Here is a 22676-nt window from a genome sequence, read left to right as displayed (position 1 = left end):
CGGAATGCGGCGGCCCTGGCGGGTGGCGGTGGTCGGCGGCGGGATCGCCGGCCTGGCCGCCGCGGTCCGCCTGCGCGACCGCGCGCCGGCCGGCACCGAGATCACCGTGTACGAGCAGTCCGGCGTGCTGGGCGGGAAGCTGCGCACCGGGGAGCTGGCTGGTCAGCCGGTGGAGTTCGGCGCGGAGTCGTTCCTGATGCGCGACCCGACCGGCGCCGAGAGCGCGGCGGTGGCGTTGGCCCGCCGGCTCGGGCTGGCCGAGAAGATCGTGCACCCCACCGTGGGGCAGGCCGCGCTGGTCATCGACGGAGGGCTGCGCCCCGTCCCGGGCGGCACCCTGGTGGGCGTACCCGGGGATCTGGAGCGGGTGGCCACTGTCGCCCGCCCGGCCGCGGACGCCGACATCGACGGCGGTCGGCCGCTGGTCGGGCCGGACGCGGACGTCTCGGTGGGCGCGTTGGTCCGGTCCCGTTTCGGCGACGAGGTGGTCGAGCGGCTGGTCGACCCGATGCTGGGTGGCGTGTACGCGGGCCGCGCCGACGATCTTTCCCTGGTCACGACGATGCCGGCGCTGGCCCGCGCGGCCCGGGTGGAGCACACCCTGGTCGGCGCGGTCCGGGCCGCGCAGGCCGCCGCGCCGCGTGCGCCCGGCGCCCCGGTCTTCGGCACCCTCGCCGGTGGGCTGAGCACCCTGGTCGAGGCCGCCGTGACGGCCAGCGGCGCGACGGTACGTCGGGACGCCGCAGTGCGCGAGTTGACGGCGACCGACGCGGGTTGGCGGCTCACCGTAGGCCCGACCCGCGACCCCGAACTGGTCGACGTGGACGCCGTGGTGCTGGCGGTGCCGGCGCGACCGGCGGCGCGGCTGCTCGCCGGACCCGCGCCGGCGGTGGCGGCGGGCGTCGGCGCGCTGGACTACGCGAGCGTCGCGCTGGTCACCATGGCCCTGCCGCAGCCGCGACTGCCCGAGCTGTCCGGCTTCCTGGTGCCGAGCACCGAGGGCCTGCTGATCAAGGCGGCGACCTTCTTCACCACCAAGTGGGGGCATCTGCGCCGGCCGGACGGGTTGGCAGTGGTGCGTGCCTCGGTGGGCCGGTACGGCGAGGAGGCGCACCTTCAGCGCCCCGACGCGGACCTGGCGGCCACCGTGCACCGGGAGTTGTCGGCGGTGCTCGGCACCTCGTTGCCCGCCCCGGTCGACGGGCACGTGCAGCGGTGGGGCGGTGCGCTGCCGCAGTACGCGCCGGGGCACGCAGACCGGCTCGGCGCCGCGCGGACGGCGCTGCGGGCCGCTCACCCCACACTGGTCCTCGCCGGCGCCGGCTACGACGGCGTCGGCATCCCGGTCTGCGTCCGCTCCGGCGAGACGGCGGCCGAAGAGATCATCACAGCACTGGGAGGATCGGCGAGATGACCGAGCAGACCAACGCGGCCCGGTTGCGGGAGCTGAACGACAGCATCCGCTACACCATGTGGTCGGTGTTCCGGGCCAGCTCCCCGCTGCCGTCGCTGCGGGACAACGTCACCGGCGAGGTGGTGTCCCTCTTCGAGGAGCTGGCCGGCAAGGACGTCGTGGTCCGGGGCGTGTACGACGTCTCCGGGCTGCGCGCCGACGCGGACGTGATGATCTGGTGGCACTCCGCGTCCCCCGACGCGCTCCAGGACGCCTACCTGCGGTTCCGCCGCACCACGCTGGGTCGGGCGCTGACCCCGGTGTGGTCGCAGATGGCGCTGCACCGGCCGGCGGAGTTCAACAAGAGCCACATCCCGGCGTTCCTGGCCGGTGAGGAGGCTCGCCCCTACATCTGTGTGTACCCGTTCGTCCGCTCCTACGAGTGGTACCTGCTGCCCGACGCCGAGCGGCGCGAGATGCTGGCCGAGCACGGCAAGATGGCCCGCGGCTACCCGGACGTGCGGGCCAACACTGTCGCCTCGTTCGCGCTCGGCGACTACGAGTGGATGCTCGCCTTCGAGGCCGACGAACTGCACCGGATCGTCGACCTGATGCGGGACCTGCGCGCCTCCGGTGCCCGCCGGCACGTCCGCGAAGAGGTCCCGTTCTACACCGGCCGCCGCCGCTCGGTGGCCGAGATCGTCAACTGCCTGGTCTGACACCCGCCGGCCGGCGCCGCACCCCCGCCCGGGTGCGGCGCCGGACGGGGGTCAACTGGTCGTCGTACAGGAGACCAGCGGAACCGGGTTGCTGCCGTTCCACGAGCCGAGGAATCCGAACGTGGTGCTCGCGCCTGCAGCGAGGGCGCCGTTGTTGTTGGTGTTACGTGCGGTGACCAGCGTGCCGTTGGTGCTGACCGTCGCGTTCCACGACGAGGTGACCTGCTGGCCGTTGCCGTAGTTCCAGCTCACCGACCAGCCCTTGGTCGGTGAACCACCGGCGGTCACCTTCACGTCGGCCTGGAAGCCGCCGGACCACTGACCGGTCACCTGGTAGGTAGCCGTGCAGGCACCGGCCGGCGGCGGGGTGGTGGGCGGGGGCGTGGTGGGCGGCGGGGTCGTCGGCGGGGGATCGGTGGGCGGGGTGGTCGATCCGCCGCCGAAGTCGACGTCGCTGCACAGGTAGTACGACTGGTCCAGGTGGCTGGCCTGCCAGACGGTGTAGACGATGTGCCGTCCGGTGCGGCCCGGCGCGCTCACCGGGATCTGGATCGAGACACCACTGGGGTCCGGGCTCCACTGGGAGGCGGGCGTGTTGCCGATCTGGCCGGCCAACTCCAGGTTGCCCCAGCCGAGTGGTTGGCTGGCCGCGTTGAAGCCCTGCTTGGTCACGTACACCCGGATGTAGTCGGCGCCGTGACGGGCCTGGTCGACGAAGCGGAGCCGGAAGTTGTTCGACACCGCTGTGGTCTTCCAGGCGCCGATGGTGTCCAGCGCGTTGTAGCGCGGGCTCTGGGTGCGTCCGCCGCTGCAGAGTTGGCCGTCGGGGACGGCGGCCTGATGGTTGCCCCCCACACCCTCGCGGTACAGGCCGTTCCAGTTCCACATGGCGGCGGGGTCGGCCTGCCAGGCCTGCCAGCACATCGGGTCCTCGGTGGCCATCCGCGGGTTCTGGAAGTCGCTGCCCCAGCGTTGCCAGCAGCCGTAGTTACGTGAGGCCGGGTCGACGACCGAACCGTGCGCCGAGGCGGGTTCGGCCCGCATGGTGGTCACTGCGGTCGTCAAGAGGAGCGTGGTGGTCGCCACGATGGCGAACAGCCAGAGCACGCGTCGTGATCGGGCGAGAGTGGACATGGAGCCCCCGGGGGGATGAGGTCGGACGTCGACACCCGGATCGTCGGGAGTTGCCCACTCCCGTGCCTGATCGCTGGCTCCCGCGATGGCTCTACCCGGCACCATGCCAGCCCGATCGTCAGCCGTCAATGGCTTCGCGTCGCATCGGCGTGTGCGGGATGCCGTCCTCGACGTACTCGGGGCCGCTGACCGTGAAGCCGTGCCGGGTGTAGAACGCGACCAGGTGCGACTGGGCGTCCAGCACGCACTGCCGGTTGCCCACCACCTCCAGCGCCGCCGTCATCAGCCGGCCGGCGTGTCCGCCGCCGCGCGCCGCCGGGGCCACCACGACCCGACCGATCCGGGCGACACCGTCCGGGTCGGCCAGAATCCGCAGGTACGCCAGCGGCGCGCCGCCGTCGGTCAGCCAGACGTGCCGGGTGCCCGGTTCGACGTCCCGCCCGTCCAGCTCCGGATACGGGCAGTTCTGCTCCACCACGAACACGTCGATGCGCAGCTTGAGCAGGTCGTGGAGGGTGCGGGCGTTCAGGTCGGCGAAGGAGGCCGTCCGTAGCTCGGTGGTCTGCTGGGGCATCCACCGATGGTAGGTCGGGCGGGTTCACCGGGGTTCCGCCCGGTCGGTACGAGGTAGGTGGCGGGCGGGCGCGGTCAGGCCGGGCGGGCGCCGACGGCGTCGCGGATCTCGGCGCCCACCGCGCCCTCGACGGCGCGGGCGCAGTGCGCGCAGCAGAAGAAGCGGCCGTTGACCTCGACGCCGTGCCCGACGATCTTGACCTGGCAGTGCTCGCAGATCGGTGCCATGCGGTGGATCGCGCACTCGAACGAGTCGAAGGTGTGCACGTCGCCGCTGACGGTGTGCACCTCGAACGCCATCCAGTAGTCGTTGCCGCAGACCTCGCAGGTTGCCACCGAAAACCTCCGTTATGTGGACAAGTAACTACAGAATCCCTCAGGTGGCCCCGACGTGGGGGCGGAACGCCGACGCCTGACCACGGCTGCGGCGTGTCGGCGTCGGCGTGTTGCCCGTTGTGCCGGGTGAACCGCCGCAACCTCCGGAGGATCACCGTGATCAAGCGCAACAGACTCTTCGGCAACCAGACCCGGGTCACCTTCTGTCTGCCCCGCGACGTCCCGCCCGGCCCGGTGAGCGTCGTCGGCTCCTTCAACGGCTGGCAGCCGGGTCGACACGAGTTGGTGGCCCGCCGCGACGGCACCAGGACGGTGACGGTGAAACTGTCGCCGGGGGAGTACCGGTTCCGTTACCTCGGTACCGGCGGCGTCTGGCTGGACGACGAGTCGGCCGACCAGGTCGACGACCGGGGCAGCCTGCTCCGGCTCTGAGAAGAAAACTGCCGCCATCGATGGATTTATCGATGAGAGTCTTTACTGTTAACAATGTTTAAATTACCTTGAGGGCACCTCACCGGACCTGGAGAAGGAGCTGCCCCCATGCGTCGAAGAATCACAGTCCCGCTGGTGGCGGCGGGCGCCGTCGCCGCCACCCTCACCGTCGCCGCCCCCGCGCAGGCTCACGGCTACGTCTCCGCCCCACCGAGCCGGCAGGCGCTCTGCGCGCAGGGCCGGGTGCCGGACTGCGGGCAGATCAAGTACGAGCCGCAGAGCGTCGAGGGCCCCAAGGGCCTGCGCAGCTGCAACGCCGGAATCGCCCAGTTCGCCGTCCTCAACGACGACAGTCGGGGCTGGCCGGCCACCTCGGTGGGCAGCTCGCTGACCTTCACCTGGGTGAACACCGCGCGGCACGCCACCAGCAACTGGGAGTACTGGATCGGCAACACCCGGGTCGGCGTGGTCAACGGCAACAACCAGCAGCCGGGCGCCACCGTCTCGCACAACGTCAACCTCGGCGGCTTCTCGGGCCGGCAGAAGATCCTCGCGGTGTGGAACATCTCCGACACGGCGAACGCCTTCTACTCCTGCATCGACGTGCAGATCGGCGGCGGCGGGTCGAACCCGACGCCCACCCCCACCACCTCACCCACCCCACGGCCCACCCCGACCGCCACGCCGACCACTCCGCCCGCGCCGGGCGGCAGTTGGACGACGGGCCGGGCGTACCAGGTCGGCGACCAGGTCACCTACGGCGGAGCGACGTACCGCTGCCGGCAGGCGCACACCGCGATCCCGGGCTGGGAGCCGCCGAACGTACCGGCGCTCTGGCTCCAGGTCTGACCGCACGGGTGCGGCCCCTGGTCGCACCCGTGTCGCCGCTCTCGCGTGAACGGAGCAACCGGCATGCCCCGCCGTACCCCGCTGGCGTCCCTCGTTGCGGCTCTGCTGCTCACCGGAGCCTGCGCCGGAGCGCCCACGTCTAGCCCGTCGGCCCTGCCGCAGCCGGCCCCCGTGTCCCCGGCCGGCTCGGCGGCGGCCGGGTCCGCGGGCGCCGGATCCGCGATCGAGGCGGACGCGATGAGCGGGATCGACGTGGTGTTCCTGAGCACCATGGTCGGGCACAGCGAACGCACCCTGCAGATCGTCCGGCTGGCCCGGGACCGGGTGCGCGACGACGCGCTGCGCACCCTGGCCGCCGCCGTCGAGGCGACCGAGGCCGACGAACTGGCCGCCATGCGCGGCTGGTTGCCCACGACCGGGCCGGGTGCCAGCGCGGCCGCACACCACCACGACGGGCACGGCGACGACGCCGCGCTCGACCGGCTGCGGACCGCGCCGGACGCGGACGTCGACCGAGTGCTGCGCGACGTGCTCGCCGACCACCAGCGATCGGCCGCCGACCTGGCTCGATCCCACGTCGGCGTCGGCCGCAACGAACGGGTCCGCGACCTCGCCCGGCGGATCGAACAGTCCCGGACCGCCGAGGTCGAGCTGCTCAGGGGTACGGGTACGCCCTGAGCACCGTCACGCGGTCACGCCCCGAGTGCCCGGGTCAGCGGGGTTCCAGCTTGATGGAGACCGAGTTGACGCAGTGCCGGGTGTCCTTCGGGGTGAAGCCCTCGCCGTGGAAGACGTGCCCGAGGTGACTGTCGCAGCGGGCGCAGCGGATCTCCGTACGGGCCATGCCGAGGGTGCGGTCCTCGATTTCCTTGACCCGGCCCGGGATGGCGTCGTCGAAACTCGGCCAGCCGCAGTGCGAGTCGAACTTCGTGTCGCTGGAGAACAGCTCCAGCCCGCAGGCGCGACAGTGGTAGACCCCCTGGGTCTTCGTGTCCACGTACTCACCCGTCCACGGGCGTTCGGTGCCGGCCTCCCGGAGAACGTGGAACTCCTCGGGGGTCAGTCGGACCCGCCACTCTTCGTCGGTACGGGGCAGCTCGTTGTCGTCAAGACTCACCCGTCAACGGTACGTCGAACGTCGGGGGCGTGGCATAAGGTCGCGGGATGGGTGGCACCAAGGCTGCGGCCGCAGAGGTCGAGGTGGCCGGGCACACCGTCCGGCTGAGCAGTCCGGATCGGGTGATCTTCCCGCAGCGGGGGTTCACCAAGGCGGACGTCTTCCACTACTACCTCGCGGTCGGCGACGGGATCATGCGCGCCCTGCGGGACCGGCCGACCACCCTGCAACGCTTCCCCGAGGGCGTCGAGGGCGAGGCGTTCTTCCAGAAGCGGGTGCCCACCCGGGGGGTGCCGCCCTGGGTGACGACGGCGCAGATCACCTTCCCGAGCGGTCGGAACGCGGCGGAGCTCTGCCCGGCCGATCTGGCGCACGTCGCCTGGGCGGCGCAGATGGGCACCATCGTCTTCCACCCGTGGCCCGTGCGGGCCGCCGACGTCGACCGCCCCGACGAACTGCGCATCGACCTGGACCCGCAGCCCGGCACCGACTTCGCCGACGCGGCGCGGGCCGCCGGCGAGGTCCGCGCGCTCCTCGACGAGTTGGGCGCGACCGGCTGGCCGAAGACCTCCGGCGGCCGGGGCGTGCACGTCTACCTGCGCATCCAACCCCGCTGGACGTTCACCGAGGTGCGCCGGGCCACCATCGCGCTGGCCCGGGAGGTGGAGCGCCGCAACCCCGACCTGGTCACCACCGCCTGGTGGAAGGAGGAGCGCGGCACCCGGGTCTTCGTCGACTTCAACCAGATGGCGCGCGACCGCACGATCGCCTGCGCGTACTCGCTGCGGGCCAACGCGCGGGCCACCGTCTCGACCCCGGTCACCTGGGACGAGCTGCCCGACGTCGACCCGGACGACTTCGACCTGCGCACCGTGCCGGCCCGGCTCGCCGAACGAGGCGATCCGCACGCCGGCATCGACGACGCACCGTGGGACATCACCCCGCTGCTGGAGTGGGCCGACCGGGACGCCGCCGCCGGCCAGGGCGACCTGCCGTACCCGCCGGACCACCCGAAGATGCCCGGTGAACCCAAGCGGGTGCAGCCGAGCCGCGCCAAGCGCACCCCTGGCGACGAGTCCGCCTGAGCGCCGAGCTATTTGTGCTCGCCGAGCATCACAGGCAGGACCCCGGGTCCACGGCCGTGCCGATGATCGCGAACAGCATTCGGCGGAACGTGTCGACCTCGACCTGGCTGAAACCGGCCATCGCGTTCCGCTCCGCCTCCTCGCTGGCGTGGGCGACCCGCGCCCGTACCTCCTCGCCGGTGGTCGTGATCGTCGGAATGCGAAGCCGGCGGTCGCGGGGGTCGGCGTGGCGTACGACGAGATTCTTCTGTTCGAGTCGATCGAGTTGGGTCATCAGGGTGGTCTTGTCGAGCCCGAGGGTCCTGGCCAGCTCGACCTGGGTCAGCCCGGGTGTCTTGTCGAGCGCGCTCAACACGATGTAGTCCCGCAGGTGCAGGCCGTGCCTCTCGGCCTGTTCGCCGGTCACCACGTGCATTCGTTGGGCGGCGCGATGTAACAGCCAGGTGATCTCGGAGTCGAGCGACGGCGCGGGTCCAGCGGTCATCGCGCCGCACCCGGCAGCAGCGGGATTCCCTCGTAGGCGCGCCGGTCGTGGGCGGGGACGACCTGCATCAGTTCGGTCAGCGCGGCCGATCGCAGGATGCCCTGTCGCACCTGTTCGGCGTCGCTGTCGGCGAGGGCCCGTAGCAGCCAGGGGCGTTCCACCCGCCGGTGGATGCCGTCCAGTTGCCAGGTCAGGTCGCCGATGAACGCGTAGCGCTGCCCGGACGGAAGGGTCACGAACGCGACCAGGGAACCCGTCGTGTGGCCGCCGGCCAACGCCAGCACCAGGGACCCGTCGCCGTGGACGTCGAAGCTCGCGGAGAAGCCGAGGTACGCGGGGCCGTCGAAGGAGTATTCGCGGATCTCGTGGCCGGGCGAGACGGCGCGGAAGACCTTTCCGTCGCCGTCGCTGGCGGCGTACTCGAGCTCGCCCCGGTTCATCCAGATGGGGAGGTCGAGCGAGTCCAGGCCGCTCGCGTGGTCCCAGTGCGTGTGGGTCAGGAACACCCCGCGGAGCCTGGTGCGGTCGTAGTCGCTGTCGTCGAGCTGCTCGCGCACGGTCCGGGTGCTCTGAAAGGGGGCGCGGGCGAAGCGCGGCTGCATGGCGACGTGCGCGGCGACGTCGGCCCCGAAGCCGGCATCGATGAGGAAGTCGCCTTTCGGGTGCCGCACGAGGATGGCGGTGGCGGCGAACTGCCGCTTGTCACGGAACGAGCCACCGCGAAGGGCAAATGCCGCTCGTGTCTCGTAGGTGCCGGTGGGGAGTTGATAGATCGCCATGTCGGGTGGCGGTGTCGCCTCGGGAAGGGCAGCCGTCCACGGCTCGGGGGCAGGAAGGGTTCTCACCGCTCGATCGTACGACGTCAGATCGTCTGACACCAGACGAGCTTGCTTTGCGGAGGCTGTCGTACACGTGTTCTAAAGCCTGCCTGTGATCGATGGACGTAGCCAGTTCTAGTCCTCGTCTGACCGTTGGTCGGGCGACCACCGCCCCAGGAGCACTGCCGGCCTGCCATCGACCGCTCCATCGGCGAGCGTCGCGGCGTCGACGAGGACATTCCGCATGACCGGCACCGGCAGGTGTCTGTTGGCGGCGGCTGCTCCGGCCGTTTCCGGATCGTCGAACAAGTCGAGCACGCGACTCGGCGACAGTCGGGGGTCACCGGCCGTCGAGTTCCGCACCTCCGGACGCGGGTCGTGGCTGAGCCGCTCGATGAGCTGCGGTGCTGCCTCGGGATCGCGGACCACCAGGGCTCGGGCCCATGGGTCCGGCGACTCTGCCAACTGGGCCAGTCCGATCCGTTGGAAGCTGGGGTGGTCGAGCAGGCGGCCTCGGGTCGCCGTCGTAGCCTCCAGGTAGGTGTTGAGCACCGCCTCGTGGGTGACGCCCGAGTGGCGTTCGCACAGCAGGAGCCGCACGGCGAAGTCGTCGTCATTCTCCAGCGCGGCGATGTGGTCGGGGGTGAGGTGGGGGTTGCAGGCGACGCTGCGACGGAGCCCGATGTGCGCCGAGCGCACGCAGCGGCTCTGGATCTCCGGGTCGCGGGTCTTGGTCGCCCAGGCGGCCGGTTCGATCCGGTCGTCACGTCCGACGTGGTAGCCGATTGCCGCGCGTTGCTCCTCGGTGAGCTCGGGGCGCATCGACACGGCGAGCCGGACAGTGGGTGACGGGTCCACCGCCAGCCGGGCGACGAGGTCCGCACGCAGGTCGGGATCGGCTGCGGCGGTGCGTCGCACCCATTCGTTGTCGTCGCCGGCCCGCGCTTCGAACTCCCGACGATCCGACGGTGGTTCGTCGGCCGGCGCCGTTCGTGCTTCGCCCGGCCACAGCCGGGCACGCAGTTCCTGCGGCACCCACGGAGAGTCGGCCATGGCCAGGCCCAGCCGTGGATGCCGTTCGAGAAGCCGCTCGTACGCCCAGACAGGTAGCGCCGCCGGTAGCGTCCACGTCGACGCGAGAAGCGAGATCGGTCCCTCGGCGAGCGCCCACAGCACGGACCGTTCCGGGTCCTCAACCAGCGTGGCCCGCTGTTCGGGTGTGACATGCACCGCTTGCGCCAGGATCTTGCGCACCCTGTGGTCGGGGTGGTCGACCAGCGCCTCGAACTGCTCGTCGGTCCATTCCAGACGGAACATCAGGGCGGTCTCCACCTCCCGCAGGTGCTCCTCGACGAGCTGCCGCAACAGGTCGGCGGGGATGGCGGGGTTGCGGGCGAGGCCGCGTAGCCGAGCCCGTGCCGGGTTGTTGTTGTGGTGGGCGAGGAACGCGTCGTTGACGTACAGCGGGACCTCCAGGGTTAGGCCATCAAGGACCTGCGAGAAGCCACCGTAGAAGGAGAACGCGCAGCTCAACAGGGCCGCCCGGCCGAGTGCTCTCGGTCGCTGCCGGCGTTAGGCTCGGTTTGGCCAGCTCAACGAGCCGGACGGGCCGACCGGCGGAGCCTCGGGCGTCTGACCCAGCGGTTAGCCTGCCGTCATGGCGAGCACCGAGCTAGATGAGTTGATCGTCGCGGACGCCGACGCCCTGCGCGCGTGGTTGTCGGCCAACCACGCCACGTCGCCCGGTGTCTGGCTCGCCCTGACCAGGAAGGGCGGCACTGTCACGACGCTGACCTGGCAGCAGGCGGTCGACGAGGGCCTGTGCGTCGGCTGGATCGACGGGCAGGCGCGCAAGCGGGATGACGAGTCGTCCTGGATCCGGTTCACCCCGCGTCGGCCCCGCAGTTCCTGGTCTCAGCGCAACGTCGGGCACGTGGCCCGGCTGGAGGAGCAGGGGCGGATGTTGCCGGCGGGCCGTGCCGCTGTGGACGCCGCGAAGGCGGACGGGCGGTGGGCGGCCGCCTACGCCCCGCCGTCGGAGGCGGAGGTGCCGGCCGACCTGCTCGCCGCCGTCGCCGCCGAGCCCGCCGCCCAGGCCATGCTCGACGTGCTCACCAAGGCCAACCGGTTCGCTCTCATCCATCGCCTCAATGCCGTGAAGCGGGCGGAGACCCGCGAGCGCAAGATCGGCGAATTCGTCGCCATGCTGGCCCGTCACGAGACGTTCTATCCCCAGAAAGCGCGGCCGGCGCCGGGGCCGACGTCGTCGTGAGCGGGAGTCATCGTCCCGGCAACCGATTGACTTTCGATAGGTAACGAGCGAAACTCGATGCATGGTTACGGAGCATCGAGCGGTAGCCGCTCTCAGAGTTTTCCTCGTGGTGCTGTTCGGGGTCCTGGTCCTGTTTCAGACCTTCTCCCTACCCGGACAGTTCGCCCACATGGCCGCGGAATCACCGCAGGACGCCTACCTCCGGTGGCCGGCCACTGTCGTGGCTGTGTTCTGGGTGCTGTGCGTCCAGGTCGTCATCGTCGCGACCTGGAAGTTGCTCAGCCTGGTCAAGAGCGACCGCATCTTCACCGAAGCGTCCCTGAAGTGGGTGGACGCGATCGTGTGGGCCGTCGCCGCCGCGTGGGTGGTGCTCGTGGGTGTCTTCCTCTACGTGGGGTTCAACGCGGACGACCCGGGGCTGCCGCTGCTGCTGTTCCTGCTGACGGTGGGCGTCAGCGTGCTGGGGCTCCTCATGGTGGTGATGCGGGCGCTGTTGCGGCAGGCCACCACCCTGCGCACCGATATGGAAGCGGTGATCTGATGCCCATCGTCGTCCGCATCGACGTGGAGTTGGCAAAGCGCAAGATGAGCGTCGGCGAGTTCGCCGAGCGCGTCGGGCTCACCCCCGCCAACGTGGCGGTGCTGAAGAACGGCCGCGCCAAGGCGGTCCGCTTCAGCACCCTCGAAGCGATGTGCCGAGTGCTCGACTGCCAACCCGGAGACCTGCTGGAGTGGGTCGAGGAGGAAACCCCATGAAGTACGTCCTGACCGTCGCCGCCGTACTCGTGGTCGCCCTCGGCGTCGCCGGAATCGTGCACGGGGAGGCCGACGACTCGCCGGGCCTTCAACTCCTGGGCGTCGTGCTCGTGCTCGGTGCGTTGGTGTTCGGCATCCGCAACCTCCGAGGCGGCAGTTAGCCGCCCGGGCGCGCTGGTCGGCCTGAGCTGACCCCTCCCGTAATAACGATCATGTAACGGGCGCGAACCTTTCCCGGTAGGTGGCCTGTCTTGATGGTCGTCGGCCCGCCAGGGCCAGGGGAGGCGTCGGATGAAGCTGGTGTGGAGGCGGGCCCGCGAGGCGCGCGGGTTGCTGGTCGCTGCGGTGATCGCTGCTCTCGTCGCCGTCGCGTTGGTCACCGGGTTGTCCGACTACAACCGCCGGGCGGTGGACGCCGGGCAGCGGGCACTGGTCGCCGCCTCGCCCGCCGAGGAGCGCGGCCTTCTGGTCAGTGGCTCGGGTGGGCGGGACGCGGCCGAGTTCGCAACCCGGGACAAGGCGGTCCGAGCCGAGTTCGCCAAGGGCCTCGGCGGCGTCCCGGTCAGTGTCACCGCCGCCCGTTACGGCACCGGCCGGGAACTGACCGGCGACCTCGGGCAGATCCCGCGTACGGCCGACGAACCGGTCTTCGCGAACCTGGCCACTCTCGCCGACCTCGCCACCCACGCGGAGCTGACCAGCGGAGCCTGGCCCAGCCCCGGAGCGAACCCCGTCCAGGTGAGCCTGCCCGAGCGGGCCGCCGGCGCCCTCGGCCTGACCGTCGGCGAACGCGTCCCGGTGCGCGACCGGGCCACCGAACGACGCGGGGAACTGGTGCTCGCCGGCACCTGGCGGCCCCGCGACCCGGCGGACGCGTACTGGCTGCTGGCCCCCGGCGTGGGGGCGGGCAGCGCCGGTTCCGGCACCTCGTACGGGCCGTTCACGCTCGACCCGGCCGACTTCGCGGCCACCTTCGCGGGCTCGGTGTCGGCGTCCTGGCTGGCCCAACCGGACCTCGGCACCGTCGACACCGCCGACCTGCCCGCCGTTCGGAAAGCCCTCACCGAGGCGGTCACTGCCGTGCCCGAGGCCGCCCAACTGGGCAGTTCCGGGCAGACGGTCACCAAGATGCCGCAGTTGCTGGACCGGATCGGCCGCGCCGACCTGGTGGGTCGCTCGTCGCTGGCCACCCCGCTGCTGCTCATCCTGGTGCTCGCCGGGTACGCGCTGGTGCTGGTCGCCGCGCTGCTGCACGAGGACCGCCGCCCACAGACCGCGCTGCTGCGCGCCCGCGGCGCCGCCCGTCGGCAGTTGGCCGGCCTGGCCGCCCGTGAGGCGACCCTGGTGGTCGCCCCGGCCGCCGTGCTCGGTCCACTGATCGCCGGTGAGGCGTTGCGGTACATCCGACCCGGCGGGTCGGGTGACCTTTACACCGCCGGCGGCAACACCACACTGGTCTGGGCGGCGGCAGCGGCCACCGCGGCCGGGTGCCTGGTCGCCATGGTCCTTCCGACGCTGCGCGGCGCGGGGACGTACGTCGCCGACATGGCGGCCCGGTCCCGGCCGAACCGGGCCGCGAGCGTCCAACGCGCCAGCGTCGACCTGGTGCTCGTGGCGCTCGCCGTGCTCGCCTGGGTGCAGCTACGCCGGTACGCCTCCCCGCTGGCCGGCTCGGGTGGCCAGCTCGGGCTCGACCCGCTGCTGGTCGCCGCCCCGACGCTCGGCGTGCTGGCCGGCGCCGTGCTGGCGTTGCGGGTGCTCCCGCCGCTCACCCGGTTCGCGGAGCGGTTCGTCGACCGACGTCCCTGGACCGCCACCATGTTCGGGATGTGGCAGGCCGGCCGGCGTCCCCACGCCGGCCCCGTGCTGCTGCTCGCCCTCGCCGTCGGCGGCAGCACCCTGGCCTGGTCGCTGATCAGCACCGGCGAGCGGTCCCAGGTCGAGCAGGCCGGCCACACGGTCGGCGCCGACCTCCGGGTGACCGAACGGACCGGGGCCGCCCCAACTACCCGGGCCAGTGAACTCGCCGCGCTACCGACCGTGGACCGGGTGCTGCCGGCGTGGCGGGACGAGATCCGGGTCGGGCGGGAGAACCTGGCGGCGACCGTGATCGGTGTCGACCCGGCCAGCGCCCCGGGCGTCGTCCGGCTCGCCGACCGCCTGGGCGACGGATCGGCGTCGGAGCAGTACCGGCGCATGATCGACGCGCGGGGAGAGCCAGCCGGCGTCGAACTGCCCGCCGGGGCGCGTGAGATCACCGGCACGATTCGTACCCCGGTGAGCAACGCTGCCCGGTCGCTGAAGGTCGCGGTGACGCTGCTGGTCACCACCCCCGACGGGCTCGCCCTGCGGCTGCCGGCGGCCAACGCCGACGGCGACGGCCGGGCCACCCCGTTCACCGCGCGACTGCCCGACCTGGGCGGGGCGCGGCTGCGGCTGGCCGGCTTCGAGGCCGACGGTGGGTTGGCCGCTGGCAACTCCTACGAGCTCCAGGTGGACGGGCTGACGGTGGTCACTGCCGACGGCACGAAGCAACCGATCGAACTGGGCGGCGACTGGGCAGTGACCGCCCTCGGGCAGGACCCCACGTCGGTACGGACCACCGGCGCCGGGTTCGCCGCGGCCCGCGCGGTCGAGGTGATTCCCGGCGGGCAGTTCGCGTACCAGCCGCCCACCCGGTTCGCTGTCGTGGCGGGCGGAGACAACAAGCCCGTACCGGTGTTGATGACCCCCGGTGTCATCAACGCGCTGAGCCTGCGCGTCGGTGACACCGTCGACCTGACCCTCTCCGGGGCGACGCTGCCGGTGCGCCTGGTCGGCGAGCTGGACGCCGTGCCGTCCACCACCGGCGAGGGCGTCCTGCTGGACCTGCCGGCCGCGGTCGACGCGATGATCCGGCGCAGCGGCGCGGTGCGACCCGTACCGGAATGGTGGGTCGGCGCCGCCGACGCGAATGCCGCCGCCCAGGCGGTCAGCGCACTCCCGGGCGTCACGGTGCTCAACCGGGAGGCGGCCATCGAGGCGGCCGCCGACGACCCGTACTGGCGGGGCTCGCGTACCGGCATGCTCACCGCCGCGCTCGGCGCGGTGCTGCTCGCCCTCGTCGGCCTGATGGTGGACGTGTGGGCCACCGCCCGGCGTCGGCTCGGCGAGTTCGCGGTCCTGCACACCCTCGGCGCCACGCCCCGGCTGATGGCCCGGGCGCTGCTCGCCGAACAGACGTTCCTCGCCGGCATCGGCGTGGGCGTCGGGCTGTTACTCGGCACCGCGGTCGGCGCGACGATGGCCCCGCTGGTCATCCTCACCCCGGCCGCCGGCCGGCCGACACCCCCGGCGGCGTTCGTGCTGCCCTGGGTGCCGATCGGTCTGACCGCGGTCGGTCTGCTGCTGGCGGCGCTCGCCTTCAGCGCGTTCATCGCCACCGGCATCCGTCAGCGGGTGGCGGCGGTGCAGCTGCGAATCGGGGGAGAACGATGAGCGTCGGGGCGGCCGTCCGGCGGGTCCGGGCGTACGGGGGGCAGTTCCTGCTGCTGGCGGTGCTGACCCTGGTGGTCACGCTGCTGATCAGTGGAGTGCCCCGGCTGGTCAACCGGCTCGCCGAACAGGGGCTGCGAGCACAACTCAACAGCGAGCCGGCCGCCCGCCGGGACATCTCGTACAGCACCAGCGTCGAGCCCGCGACGTCGCGGCGGACGGCGATGGGCGACGCCGCCGAACGGTTCGACGCCCTGGCCGCAGAGATGCCGCCGCCGGTGCGTTCGGCTGTGACCGAGCGCTGGTACAGCGTCGAGACCGCAGAGGCCCGCGTGGTCGGACCGGACCTGGCGGCACGCAACCTGCTGGTCGACATGGGCCTCCGGGCCATGCCCGACATACAGGGCGCGAGCGCCCTCGTCGAGGGGGCGTGGCCGAGCGAGACCTACGTTCCCGACCGGCCGATCGAGGTGGCGCTCGACGTCGACGTGGCCCGCAAGCTCAACCTGCGCGCCGGCAGCCAACTGCGCATCGGCAGCACCGATGACAAGGGCAGACTCATCAACGGTGTCCCGCTGGTGGTGACCGGGCTGTTCCGCCCCGTCGACCGCGCCAACGGCATCTGGGACGGGCTCCCACAGCTGCTGCGGATCGTCGAACCGCAGGGTGATGGCCAGCCGTTCGTCATCGTCGGCGTCGTCGCGCAGTCGCCCCTCAACAAGCGGGCCGCGGAGGGCTGGCCGATCCAGTCCAACTGGCGGTACCGACTGGGCGTCGACCGGATCGACGCACGCGAGCTGGACCAGCTGATCGACGGCCTTCAGATGATGCAGCGCAACCGGCCGACCGGGATCACCCTGACCCAGGGCGCCGACGTTCCGTTGCGCGCGTTCGCCGCCCAGATCGACGCCGTCCGGACGCTGCTCGCGGTGATCGCGGCTGGCGTCCTGGCCACCCTGGCGGGGCTCATCGTGCTCGCTGCCAGTCTCGCCGTCAGACGACGTCGCTCGGAGTACGCGCTGCTGCGCGCCCGTGGCGGCGGGGCAACCGCCGGCGCCCGACGTAGCCTCGCCGAGTCGGTGCTGGTGGTGCCGGTCGCCGCCGTGCTGGGCTGGTGGCTGGGCACCCTGTTCCCCGGTGCCCCGGATCCGACCACGCCGTACGTCATCGGCGTGACCGTGCTGGTCACGCTGGCACTGCCGTTGGCGACACTTGCCGTACCGGCCGGCGGAGCGGGGCGCCGGGACCTGATCCGGGTGCGCCCGTCGGCCCGTCGGCTCACCGTCGAGGTGTCCCTGCTGCTCCTGGCCGGGCTCGCGGCGGTGCTGCTGCGTCGGCGCGGCCTGACCCTCGGCGAGGTGGACCCGCTGCTCGTGTCGGTGCCGGTGCTCCTCGCGGTCGCGGCGGCGGTGCTGGCGCTGCGCGCGTACCCCTGGCCGTTGTTGTTGGTCAGCCGGCTGGCCGCGCGGACCCGGGGCAGCGTGGCGTTCCTCGGCACGGCCCGCGCCGGCCGCTCGGCGGTCGCCGCCCCGCTGGTCGTGGTGGTCCTGGCGATCGGCACCGCGGCGTTCTGCGCGGTAGTGGCCGCCGGCGTCGACGCGAGCAGGGAACGAGCCGCCGCGCAGATAGTGCCCGCCGACGCGGTGATCCGTGGGGAGCGCTTCGCACCCGACACGATCGACGAGCTGGGCCGCCTGCCGGGGGTCCGGGCCGTCACCCGGGTGCTGTACGAGGACGATGAGCGGTTGGCGTCCGACGAGGTCGGCACCGACGCCTTCATCGGTCAGACGGACGTGCTGCTGGTCGACGGCTCGGGGTTGGACAAGGTGGCCCGCGACTCCCAGGTGGATCTGTCGATTCCGGCCGCGCTGCGCACCGCCGGGCCCGGCCCGGGGCCGCTGCCGGCGATCGTCTCACCGGCGGTCGCCGCCGACCTGGCCAAGGCGGGGCTGGACGACTCCGCCTTCATCTCGGTGCAGGGCCAGCGGTACGAGTTCCGGGTGGCCGGCACGGCTGACGGTTTCCCGATGCTGGCGACGAACGCCAGCCGGTTCGTGATCCTGCCCTGGCAGGCCCTGCCGACGCGTACCACCACACCCGTGCCGACCAGCCTGCTGATCGCCGGGGACTCGCTGGACGCCGAGGCGCTGCGCGTCGCCGGCGACCAGGGGCAGGAGCGCTACCAGCGGGACGGCACGGTCACCGGTCGGGAACGGATGATCGGAGTCACCGTCGACACCCGGGCGGACGTCCGTCGGGATCTCGGCGAGGGCGGGGCGAACGGGGTGCTGGCCTTCGGGTTCGTGGCCGGCGCCGCCGGCGGCACGGTGCTCGGGCTGCTGGCCATCGCGTTCACCGTGTTGGCCGGCGCGCGCGCCCGGGGTCAGGTGCTGTCCCGGCTGCGCACCCTCGGCCTGTCCCGCCGGCAGTGGCGAGGGCTGCTGCTTGTCGAGTTGACCCCGCTGGTCGCGGTGTCGGTGCTGACCGGCGCGCTGGTCGGCGCGGTGCTGCCCCTGTTGCTCAATCCGGTGCTCGGCCTGTCCGCGTTCACCAGTGGTGTGCCGGTCCGGGTGGCTTTCGAGCCCAGCCTGGTCGCCGCGGTGCTCGCGCTCGGGGCGGTCGCCCTCGGCTTCGCGGTCGCCGTCGAGGCCCTGAACAACCGCCGGTTGCGCCTCGGAGAGGTGCTTCGGCTCGGAGAGGAGAGCTGAGATGACCGCTACCGCCCAGACTCCACTGGTGCCTGACCTGGCCGCCCTGCAACAGCGGGCCGCGCTTCGCGCCGCCGAGCGGGCCGGCGGGCAGGACCGCCTACGCGGGCACATCGTCTGCGACGGCCTGGTGCGCATCTTCAAGACCGAGGGGGTGGAGGTGGTCGCCCTGCAAGGGCTCGACCTGGTCATCGACCGGGGTGAGCTGGTGGCGATCGTCGGTGCCTCCGGTTCGGGCAAGTCGACACTGCTCAACATCCTCTCCGGCCTGGACACCCCGACCGCCGGCATCGCCAGGGTGGCCGACTACGACCTGCTCTCGCTCTCCGCCAAGCGACGGCTGAGCTACCGCCGGCAGCTGGTCGGTTTCGTCTGGCAGCAGACCGGCCGCAACCTGCTGCCGTACCTCAACGCGCTGGAGAACGTCGAGCTGCCGATGCAGTTGGCCGGCAAGCGAAGCGGCAGGGCCCGCCGGGAGCGGGCCCGGGAACTGCTCGACCTGGTCGGCGTGGGCTACTGCGCCGATCGGCGCCCCGGGCAGCTCAGCGGCGGCGAACAGCAGCGGGTCGCGGTGGCGGTGGCGGTGGCCAACGACCCGGAGGTGCTCTTCGCCGACGAGCCGACCGGTGAGCTGGACGAGGCGACCGGCGCGGAGGTCTTCGCGGCGTTGCGCACCATCAACGCGGAACTGGGCGTGACCATCGTGGTCGTCACCCACGACCACGCCGTGGCCACGCAGGTCCGCCGGACCGTCGCGATCCGCGACGGCCGGACCGCCTCCGAGGTACGCCGGACCGCGCGGATCGACGCGGACGGCAACACCGAGCTGGTCAGCGAGGAGTACGCGGTGCTGGACCGCAACGGTCGGATGCAGCTGCCCGCCGCGTTCGTCGACGCGCTCTCGTTGAAGGAGCGGGTCCGGCTCGACCTGGAGCCGGACCATGTGCAGGTACGGCCCGGCAACCGGGCCTCGGACGAGCGGGGGGCGCGGGCATGAGCCGGCAGGACATGGTGGTGACCGGCGCGACCGGCTTCGGTGGTGCGCCCGCGGCGCACCCCGGCGAGGTGGTCCGGGTCAGTGGGGTCAGCCGGACCTTCGGCCGTGGTGAGCACGCCGTGCACGCGGTGCGGGACGTGTCGTTCACTGCCGACCGGGGCGAGCTGGTCGCCATCCGAGGTCGGTCCGGGGCCGGTAAGACCACACTGCTGAACCTGATCGGCGGGTTGGATCGGCCGGACAGCGGTCAGGTGGTGGTGGCCGGGCACGAGGTGACCTCGGCCGGGGAGGCGGAGCTGCTGCGGCTGCGCCGGGGCACCGTCGGGTTCGTGTTCCAGACCTTCGGGCTGGTGCCGATCCTCTCCGCCGCCGAGAACGTCGGCGTGCCGTTGCGGCTGGCGCAGGTGCCGGCCGCCCAGCGGGAGGAGCGCGTGGCGGTGCTGCTGGAACTGGTCGGCCTGGGCGGGCACGCCGCGCAGCGCCCGTACGAACTCTCCGGTGGCCAGCAGCAGCGGGTCGCGGTGGCCCGTGCGTTGGCCAACGAGCCGGACCTGCTCATCGCCGACGAGCCCACCGGTCAGCTCGACTCCGAGACCGGCCGGTCCATCATGGACCTGCTGCGTGCGGTGGTGCACGCCCGCGGCATGACGGCCCTGGTGGCCACGCACGACCCGGCCCTGATCGACCTCGCCGACCGGGTACTCGTCCTGCGCGACGGCCGTCTGGTCGACGGCTGACCCGGCCGGGGGCGGGCTGTCGAGGTTGCCCCGCGATGGCCGGAGCGCCTACAACTGTGACGTCGGGCGCCGGCTCCCTTCGGACGCTGGGCGGCCGATGGCGGTCCGCGCTCGCTTTGGAGCTGATGTCGTAAACGAATCGCCGGACGGGTGACTCGTCTGCGACATCAGCTCCACAGCGTCCGTCCAGCAGTAGCGGAGGCCGCCCGAGACGTCAGCGCCGCTGGTCAGAGCGCGAGCTTCATGCCCTCGTGGCTGGCCACGAAGCCGAGGCCCAGGTAGAAGCGGTGCGCGTCCGCGCGGGTCTTGTCCGTGGTGAGCTGCACCAGCGCGCAGCCACGCTCGCGAGCCTGGCCGATGGCCCAGGTCATCAGCTCCCGGCCCAGCCCCTGGCCACGCCGGTCGGAGCGGACCCGGACCGACTCGATCAGGGACCGTTCGCTGCCGTGCCGACCCAGACCCGGGATGTAGGTGATCTGCAGGCAGCCGACCATCTCGCCATCCTGCTCGGCCACGACGAGCTGGTTGCGGGGATCGGCGCTGATGTCCGCGAACGCCTTCTCGTACGCCTCGTCGACCTCGGTGAAGTCGCGGGCCTTACCCAGCACGTCGTCGGCCAGCAGGGCGATGACGGCGGGCAGGTCCGCCCGGACCGCCTCCCGGTAGGTCACGTCGCTCATGCCGGTGATCCTGGCACAGCGAAACCTGCGGATGGGTCTGTGCCGGTTGCGGGCAACGGGCAGCATGGGGCGGCATGGAGCTAGTGCTGTTGCCGTTCCGCTGGATATACCGGGCGTTGGTGTGGTTCGCCAACTCGCCCCGCACGCTGATCACCTCGTACCTGCTGATGATCGTGGTGGCCGGGGTCATCTACGGGGAGGTCGAGGAGCGCAGCCCGGCCGATGCCGTCTGGTGGGCCGTGGTGACCGCCTCCACCGTCGGATACGGCGACATCTCGCCGACCACCTGGGCGGGCCGCACACTGGCCGCGCTGCTCATCTCGACAATGGTGCTGCTGGTCATCCCGCTGATCACCGCGCACTTCGCGAGCCGGCTCATCGTCGACGACAACGCCTTCGAGCATGAGGAGCAGGAACAGCTCAAGGCCGACGTGCGCCGGATGCGGGCGCTGCTGGAGGAGTTGGCCGCACGTCAGGGGATCGATCTGCCACCGCTGCCGCCGACCCAGCCCGTCAGCGGGGCGGGCAGCGCTGCCCCTCCGGTGGCACGGTCAGGTCGATCAGGTAGGCGTCGACAGCGTTGGTGATGCAGGACGTCTGCGGGTAGGCGGTGTGCCCCTCGCCCTCCCAGGTCAGCACCCGACCGACACCCAGCATCGACGCGAGCCGCGGCGTCTGCTCGTACGGCGTCGCCGGGTCGCCTGTGGTGCCGACCACCACGATCGGCGGCGCGCCGTTCGCCTTCCCGGTCGGGTACGGGTCACGCCCGCCCGGCCACTCGACGCAGCTCAGCATGCCGACCGCCAACGCCGGCCCGAACAGTGGGTATTTTCCGCGCCACTCGGACTGCAACCGCCGGATCTGCTCCCGGCTCGGCTTCTCCGTCTCGTCGGCGCAGTTGATGGCCAGGTTGGCGTCGAACAGGTTCGAGTAGTGCCCGTCGTCCTCCCGGCCGGCGTACGCGTCGGCGAGCCGGAACACGTCCTTCGGGTCGCCTTCGGCCAGCTTGTCGATCGCCTGGGCCAGCTCCTGCCAGCCGGATTCGGTGTAGAGGGAGGAGATGACGGCGTAGAACACCCAGCCGGCGGTGGCCTCCCGCCCGTCGGCGCCGCGTACCGGGGAGACCTTGGCCTTGTCGATGGCCGAGGTGACAGCGGCGCGGGCGTCCGGGGCGATCGGGCAGCGGCCGGCGTTCGCCGCGCACCAGCGGGTGAAGTTGGTGAAGGCCCGTTCGAAGCCGCGGGCCTGGCTCTCCGAGCCCTCGACCAGCCGCTGCTGCGGGTCGACAGCGCCGTCGAGCACCAGCGCCCGCACCCGCTGCGGGTAGAGCTGGGCGTACGTGGCGCCGAGCAGAGTGCCGTACGAGTAGCCCAGGTAGGTCAGCTTGTCGTCGCCCACGGCGGCGCGAACCGCGTCCATGTCGCGGGCGGCCTGCTCGGTGCCGTACAGCGGCAACTGGTCGCCGTAGCGGTCGCCGCAGCCGCGCCCGATCCGCTGGCTCAGGCCGACGAAGCCGTCGAATGCCGACTGGCTCGCCGGATCCGGGTCGAAACCGAAGCTGGCGTCCAGGTCGGCGTCGGAGATGCACTTCACCGGGCTGGACCGGGAGACCCCACGCGGGTCGAAGCCGACGATGTCGAAGCGCTCGGTGATCGAGGCGGGCAGCCCGCCGAACTGGGGGCCGAAGGAGAGGTAGACGGCGGTGTCGACACCGGAACCACCCGGGCCGCCCGGGTTGATCACCAACGAGCCCACCCGGTCGCGCTGCTTGGTGGACCGGGCGCGCAGCAGGGCGATCTCGAAGGTCTGCCCGGCGCCCGGGCCGGCGCTCGCCCCGCCGCCGGTGCCCCAGTCACGGGGCACCGCGATCCGGGTGCACTCGTAGCGCATGTTCGGTGCGCTCCGCCCGACCAACTCGTCGGGCACCTCCGGGCAGGGCCGCCAGTTCGGTGCGCTGCCGGTCGGGGCGGCCGCGCCCTCCACCTCGGTGCGCGGCGCGAACGCCGGCAGCGTGCAACCGGCGGTGAGCAGCGCGGCGACGACGAAGGCGGCCAGAGTGCGACGGACCCGGCGGCTGGACGCCATCCGAGGCTGGTCGGCGGTGCGGGTCAC

24 protein-coding genes are annotated in these 22676 nt (G+C 72.1%); 15 read left to right on the top strand and 9 right to left on the bottom strand.

Going from position 1 to position 22676, the window contains the following annotated elements; translation table 11 throughout:
• Nucleotides 1-4 precede the first annotated feature (4 nt).
• Together hemG and hemQ are read left to right on the top strand one after the other, a co-directional pair.
• Complete coding sequence (gene hemG, locus OG598_RS18710; protein WP_328650373.1) at nt 5-1414, top strand: protoporphyrinogen oxidase; 1410 nt, start codon at nt 5-7, stop codon at nt 1412-1414.
• Nucleotides 1411-2112: a hydrogen peroxide-dependent heme synthase gene (hemQ, locus tag OG598_RS18705; protein ID WP_328650372.1), complete on the top strand. Its 702-nt coding sequence runs from the start codon at nt 1411-1413 to the stop codon at nt 2110-2112. Before hemG ends, hemQ begins: the two co-directional genes overlap by 4 nt.
• Before the next feature lie 51 nt (nt 2113-2163).
• On the opposite strand, the gene OG598_RS18700 is transcribed toward hemQ, so the two are convergent.
• From OG598_RS18700 to OG598_RS18690, 3 genes are all read right to left on the bottom strand, one after another.
• On the bottom strand, nt 2164-3246 hold the full coding sequence (locus OG598_RS18700) for a lytic polysaccharide monooxygenase auxiliary activity family 9 protein (protein WP_442931318.1): 1083 nt from the start codon (nt 3244-3246) through the stop codon (nt 2164-2166).
• 118 nt (nt 3247-3364) lie between these two features.
• Nucleotides 3365-3820 (bottom strand): GNAT family N-acetyltransferase, encoded by a 456-nt coding sequence (locus tag OG598_RS18695; protein WP_328650371.1) that lies wholly within the window; start codon nt 3818-3820, stop codon nt 3365-3367.
• A 74-nt stretch (nt 3821-3894) separates the two neighbouring features.
• Nucleotides 3895-4155 (bottom strand): Prokaryotic metallothionein, encoded by a 261-nt coding sequence (locus OG598_RS18690; RefSeq protein ID WP_124815255.1) that lies wholly within the window; start codon nt 4153-4155, stop codon nt 3895-3897.
• A 156-nt stretch (nt 4156-4311) separates the two neighbouring features.
• Here OG598_RS18690 and OG598_RS18685 point away from each other — a divergent pair, with 156 nt between their 5' ends.
• The 3 genes from OG598_RS18685 (at nt 4312) to OG598_RS18675 (ending at nt 6114) form a co-directional block, all read left to right on the top strand.
• Entirely contained in the window at nt 4312-4587 is a 276-nt protein-coding gene (locus OG598_RS18685) for an isoamylase early set domain-containing protein (RefSeq protein ID WP_328650370.1), read from the top strand.
• A gap of 108 nt (nt 4588-4695) precedes the next feature.
• Entirely contained in the window at nt 4696-5436 is a 741-nt protein-coding gene (locus OG598_RS18680) for a lytic polysaccharide monooxygenase (RefSeq protein ID WP_328650369.1), read from the top strand.
• A 237-nt stretch (nt 5437-5673) separates the two neighbouring features.
• On the top strand, nt 5674-6114 hold the full coding sequence (locus tag OG598_RS18675; protein ID WP_328650368.1) for a DUF305 domain-containing protein: 441 nt from the start codon (nt 5674-5676) through the stop codon (nt 6112-6114).
• A 34-nt stretch (nt 6115-6148) separates the two neighbouring features.
• Here OG598_RS18675 and msrB read toward each other — a convergent pair whose 3' ends face one another.
• On the bottom strand, nt 6149-6553 hold the full coding sequence (gene msrB, locus OG598_RS18670; protein WP_091400676.1) for a peptide-methionine (R)-S-oxide reductase MsrB: 405 nt from the start codon (nt 6551-6553) through the stop codon (nt 6149-6151).
• 47 nt (nt 6554-6600) lie between these two features.
• Here msrB and ligD point away from each other — a divergent pair, with 47 nt between their 5' ends.
• A complete protein-coding gene (ligD, locus tag OG598_RS18665; RefSeq protein WP_328650367.1) occupies nt 6601-7638 on the top strand; it encodes a non-homologous end-joining DNA ligase in 1038 nt (345 codons plus the stop codon).
• Nucleotides 7639-7666: 28 nt separating this feature from the next.
• Here ligD and OG598_RS18660 read toward each other — a convergent pair whose 3' ends face one another.
• The 3 genes from OG598_RS18660 to OG598_RS18650 form a co-directional block, all read right to left on the bottom strand.
• A complete protein-coding gene (locus OG598_RS18660; RefSeq protein ID WP_328650366.1) occupies nt 7667-8122 on the bottom strand; it encodes a MarR family winged helix-turn-helix transcriptional regulator in 456 nt (151 codons plus the stop codon).
• On the bottom strand, nt 8119-8967 hold the full coding sequence (locus tag OG598_RS18655) for an MBL fold metallo-hydrolase (RefSeq protein ID WP_328650365.1): 849 nt from the start codon (nt 8965-8967) through the stop codon (nt 8119-8121). The genes OG598_RS18660 and OG598_RS18655 overlap by 4 nt, the downstream gene beginning before the upstream one ends.
• Before the next feature lie 108 nt (nt 8968-9075).
• On the bottom strand, nt 9076-10473 hold the full coding sequence (locus OG598_RS18650; protein WP_328650364.1) for a hypothetical protein: 1398 nt from the start codon (nt 10471-10473) through the stop codon (nt 9076-9078).
• Between the two features lie 124 nt (nt 10474-10597).
• On the opposite strand from OG598_RS18650, the gene OG598_RS18645 reads away from it, so the two are divergent.
• From OG598_RS18645 to OG598_RS18610, 8 genes are all read left to right on the top strand, one after another.
• The gene (locus tag OG598_RS18645) at nt 10598-11212 is read left to right on the top strand and encodes a YdeI/OmpD-associated family protein (protein WP_328650363.1); all 615 of its coding nucleotides are present in this window, start codon (nt 10598-10600) and stop codon (nt 11210-11212) included.
• 106 nt (nt 11213-11318) lie between these two features.
• Nucleotides 11319-11753 (top strand): DUF2975 domain-containing protein, encoded by a 435-nt coding sequence (locus OG598_RS18640; protein ID WP_328650362.1) that lies wholly within the window; start codon nt 11319-11321, stop codon nt 11751-11753.
• Nucleotides 11753-11968 carry a helix-turn-helix domain-containing protein gene (locus tag OG598_RS18635; protein ID WP_030336216.1) on the top strand — a complete coding sequence of 72 codons (216 nt, stop codon included), beginning with the start codon at nt 11753-11755 and terminating at the stop codon, nt 11966-11968. Before OG598_RS18640 ends, OG598_RS18635 begins: the two co-directional genes overlap by 1 nt.
• Nucleotides 11965-12129, top strand: a complete 165-nt coding sequence (locus OG598_RS18630; protein WP_328650361.1) for a hypothetical protein — start codon at nt 11965-11967, stop codon at nt 12127-12129. Before OG598_RS18635 ends, OG598_RS18630 begins: the two co-directional genes overlap by 4 nt.
• A 130-nt stretch (nt 12130-12259) precedes the next feature.
• The gene (locus OG598_RS18625; RefSeq protein WP_328650360.1) at nt 12260-15445 is read left to right on the top strand and encodes an ABC transporter permease; all 3186 of its coding nucleotides are present in this window, start codon (nt 12260-12262) and stop codon (nt 15443-15445) included.
• On the top strand, nt 15442-18150 hold the full coding sequence (locus tag OG598_RS18620; RefSeq protein ID WP_328650359.1) for an FtsX-like permease family protein: 2709 nt from the start codon (nt 15442-15444) through the stop codon (nt 18148-18150). The genes OG598_RS18625 and OG598_RS18620 overlap by 4 nt, the downstream gene beginning before the upstream one ends.
• A gap of 1 nt (nt 18151) precedes the next feature.
• Nucleotides 18152-19147 carry an ABC transporter ATP-binding protein gene (locus OG598_RS18615; RefSeq protein ID WP_328650358.1) on the top strand — a complete coding sequence of 332 codons (996 nt, stop codon included), beginning with the start codon at nt 18152-18154 and terminating at the stop codon, nt 19145-19147.
• A gap of 11 nt (nt 19148-19158) precedes the next feature.
• On the top strand, nt 19159-19884 hold the full coding sequence (locus OG598_RS18610) for an ABC transporter ATP-binding protein (protein WP_328655367.1): 726 nt from the start codon (nt 19159-19161) through the stop codon (nt 19882-19884).
• Nucleotides 19885-20111: 227 nt separating this feature from the next.
• Here OG598_RS18610 and OG598_RS18605 read toward each other — a convergent pair whose 3' ends face one another.
• On the bottom strand, nt 20112-20564 hold the full coding sequence (locus OG598_RS18605) for a GNAT family N-acetyltransferase (protein ID WP_328650357.1): 453 nt from the start codon (nt 20562-20564) through the stop codon (nt 20112-20114).
• A gap of 74 nt (nt 20565-20638) precedes the next feature.
• Here OG598_RS18605 and OG598_RS18600 point away from each other — a divergent pair, with 74 nt between their 5' ends.
• On the top strand, nt 20639-21151 hold the full coding sequence (locus OG598_RS18600; RefSeq protein ID WP_328650356.1) for an ion channel: 513 nt from the start codon (nt 20639-20641) through the stop codon (nt 21149-21151).
• On the opposite strand, the gene OG598_RS18595 is transcribed toward OG598_RS18600, so the two are convergent.
• The gene (locus OG598_RS18595) at nt 21078-22649 is read right to left on the bottom strand and encodes an alpha/beta hydrolase (protein WP_328655366.1); all 1572 of its coding nucleotides are present in this window, start codon (nt 22647-22649) and stop codon (nt 21078-21080) included. The two genes, OG598_RS18600 and OG598_RS18595, sit on opposite strands and share 74 nt — an antisense overlap.
• Between the last annotated feature and the right edge of the window lie 27 nt (nt 22650-22676).

Origin of the sequence: Micromonospora sp. NBC_00330, assembly GCF_036136635.1 — a bacterium.
Classification (GTDB): Bacteria; Actinomycetota; Actinomycetes; order Mycobacteriales; family Micromonosporaceae; genus Micromonospora; species Micromonospora salmantinae.
The sequence above is the reverse complement of the archived record's forward strand: the minus strand, read 5'-3'. Positions and strand labels throughout refer to the sequence as shown.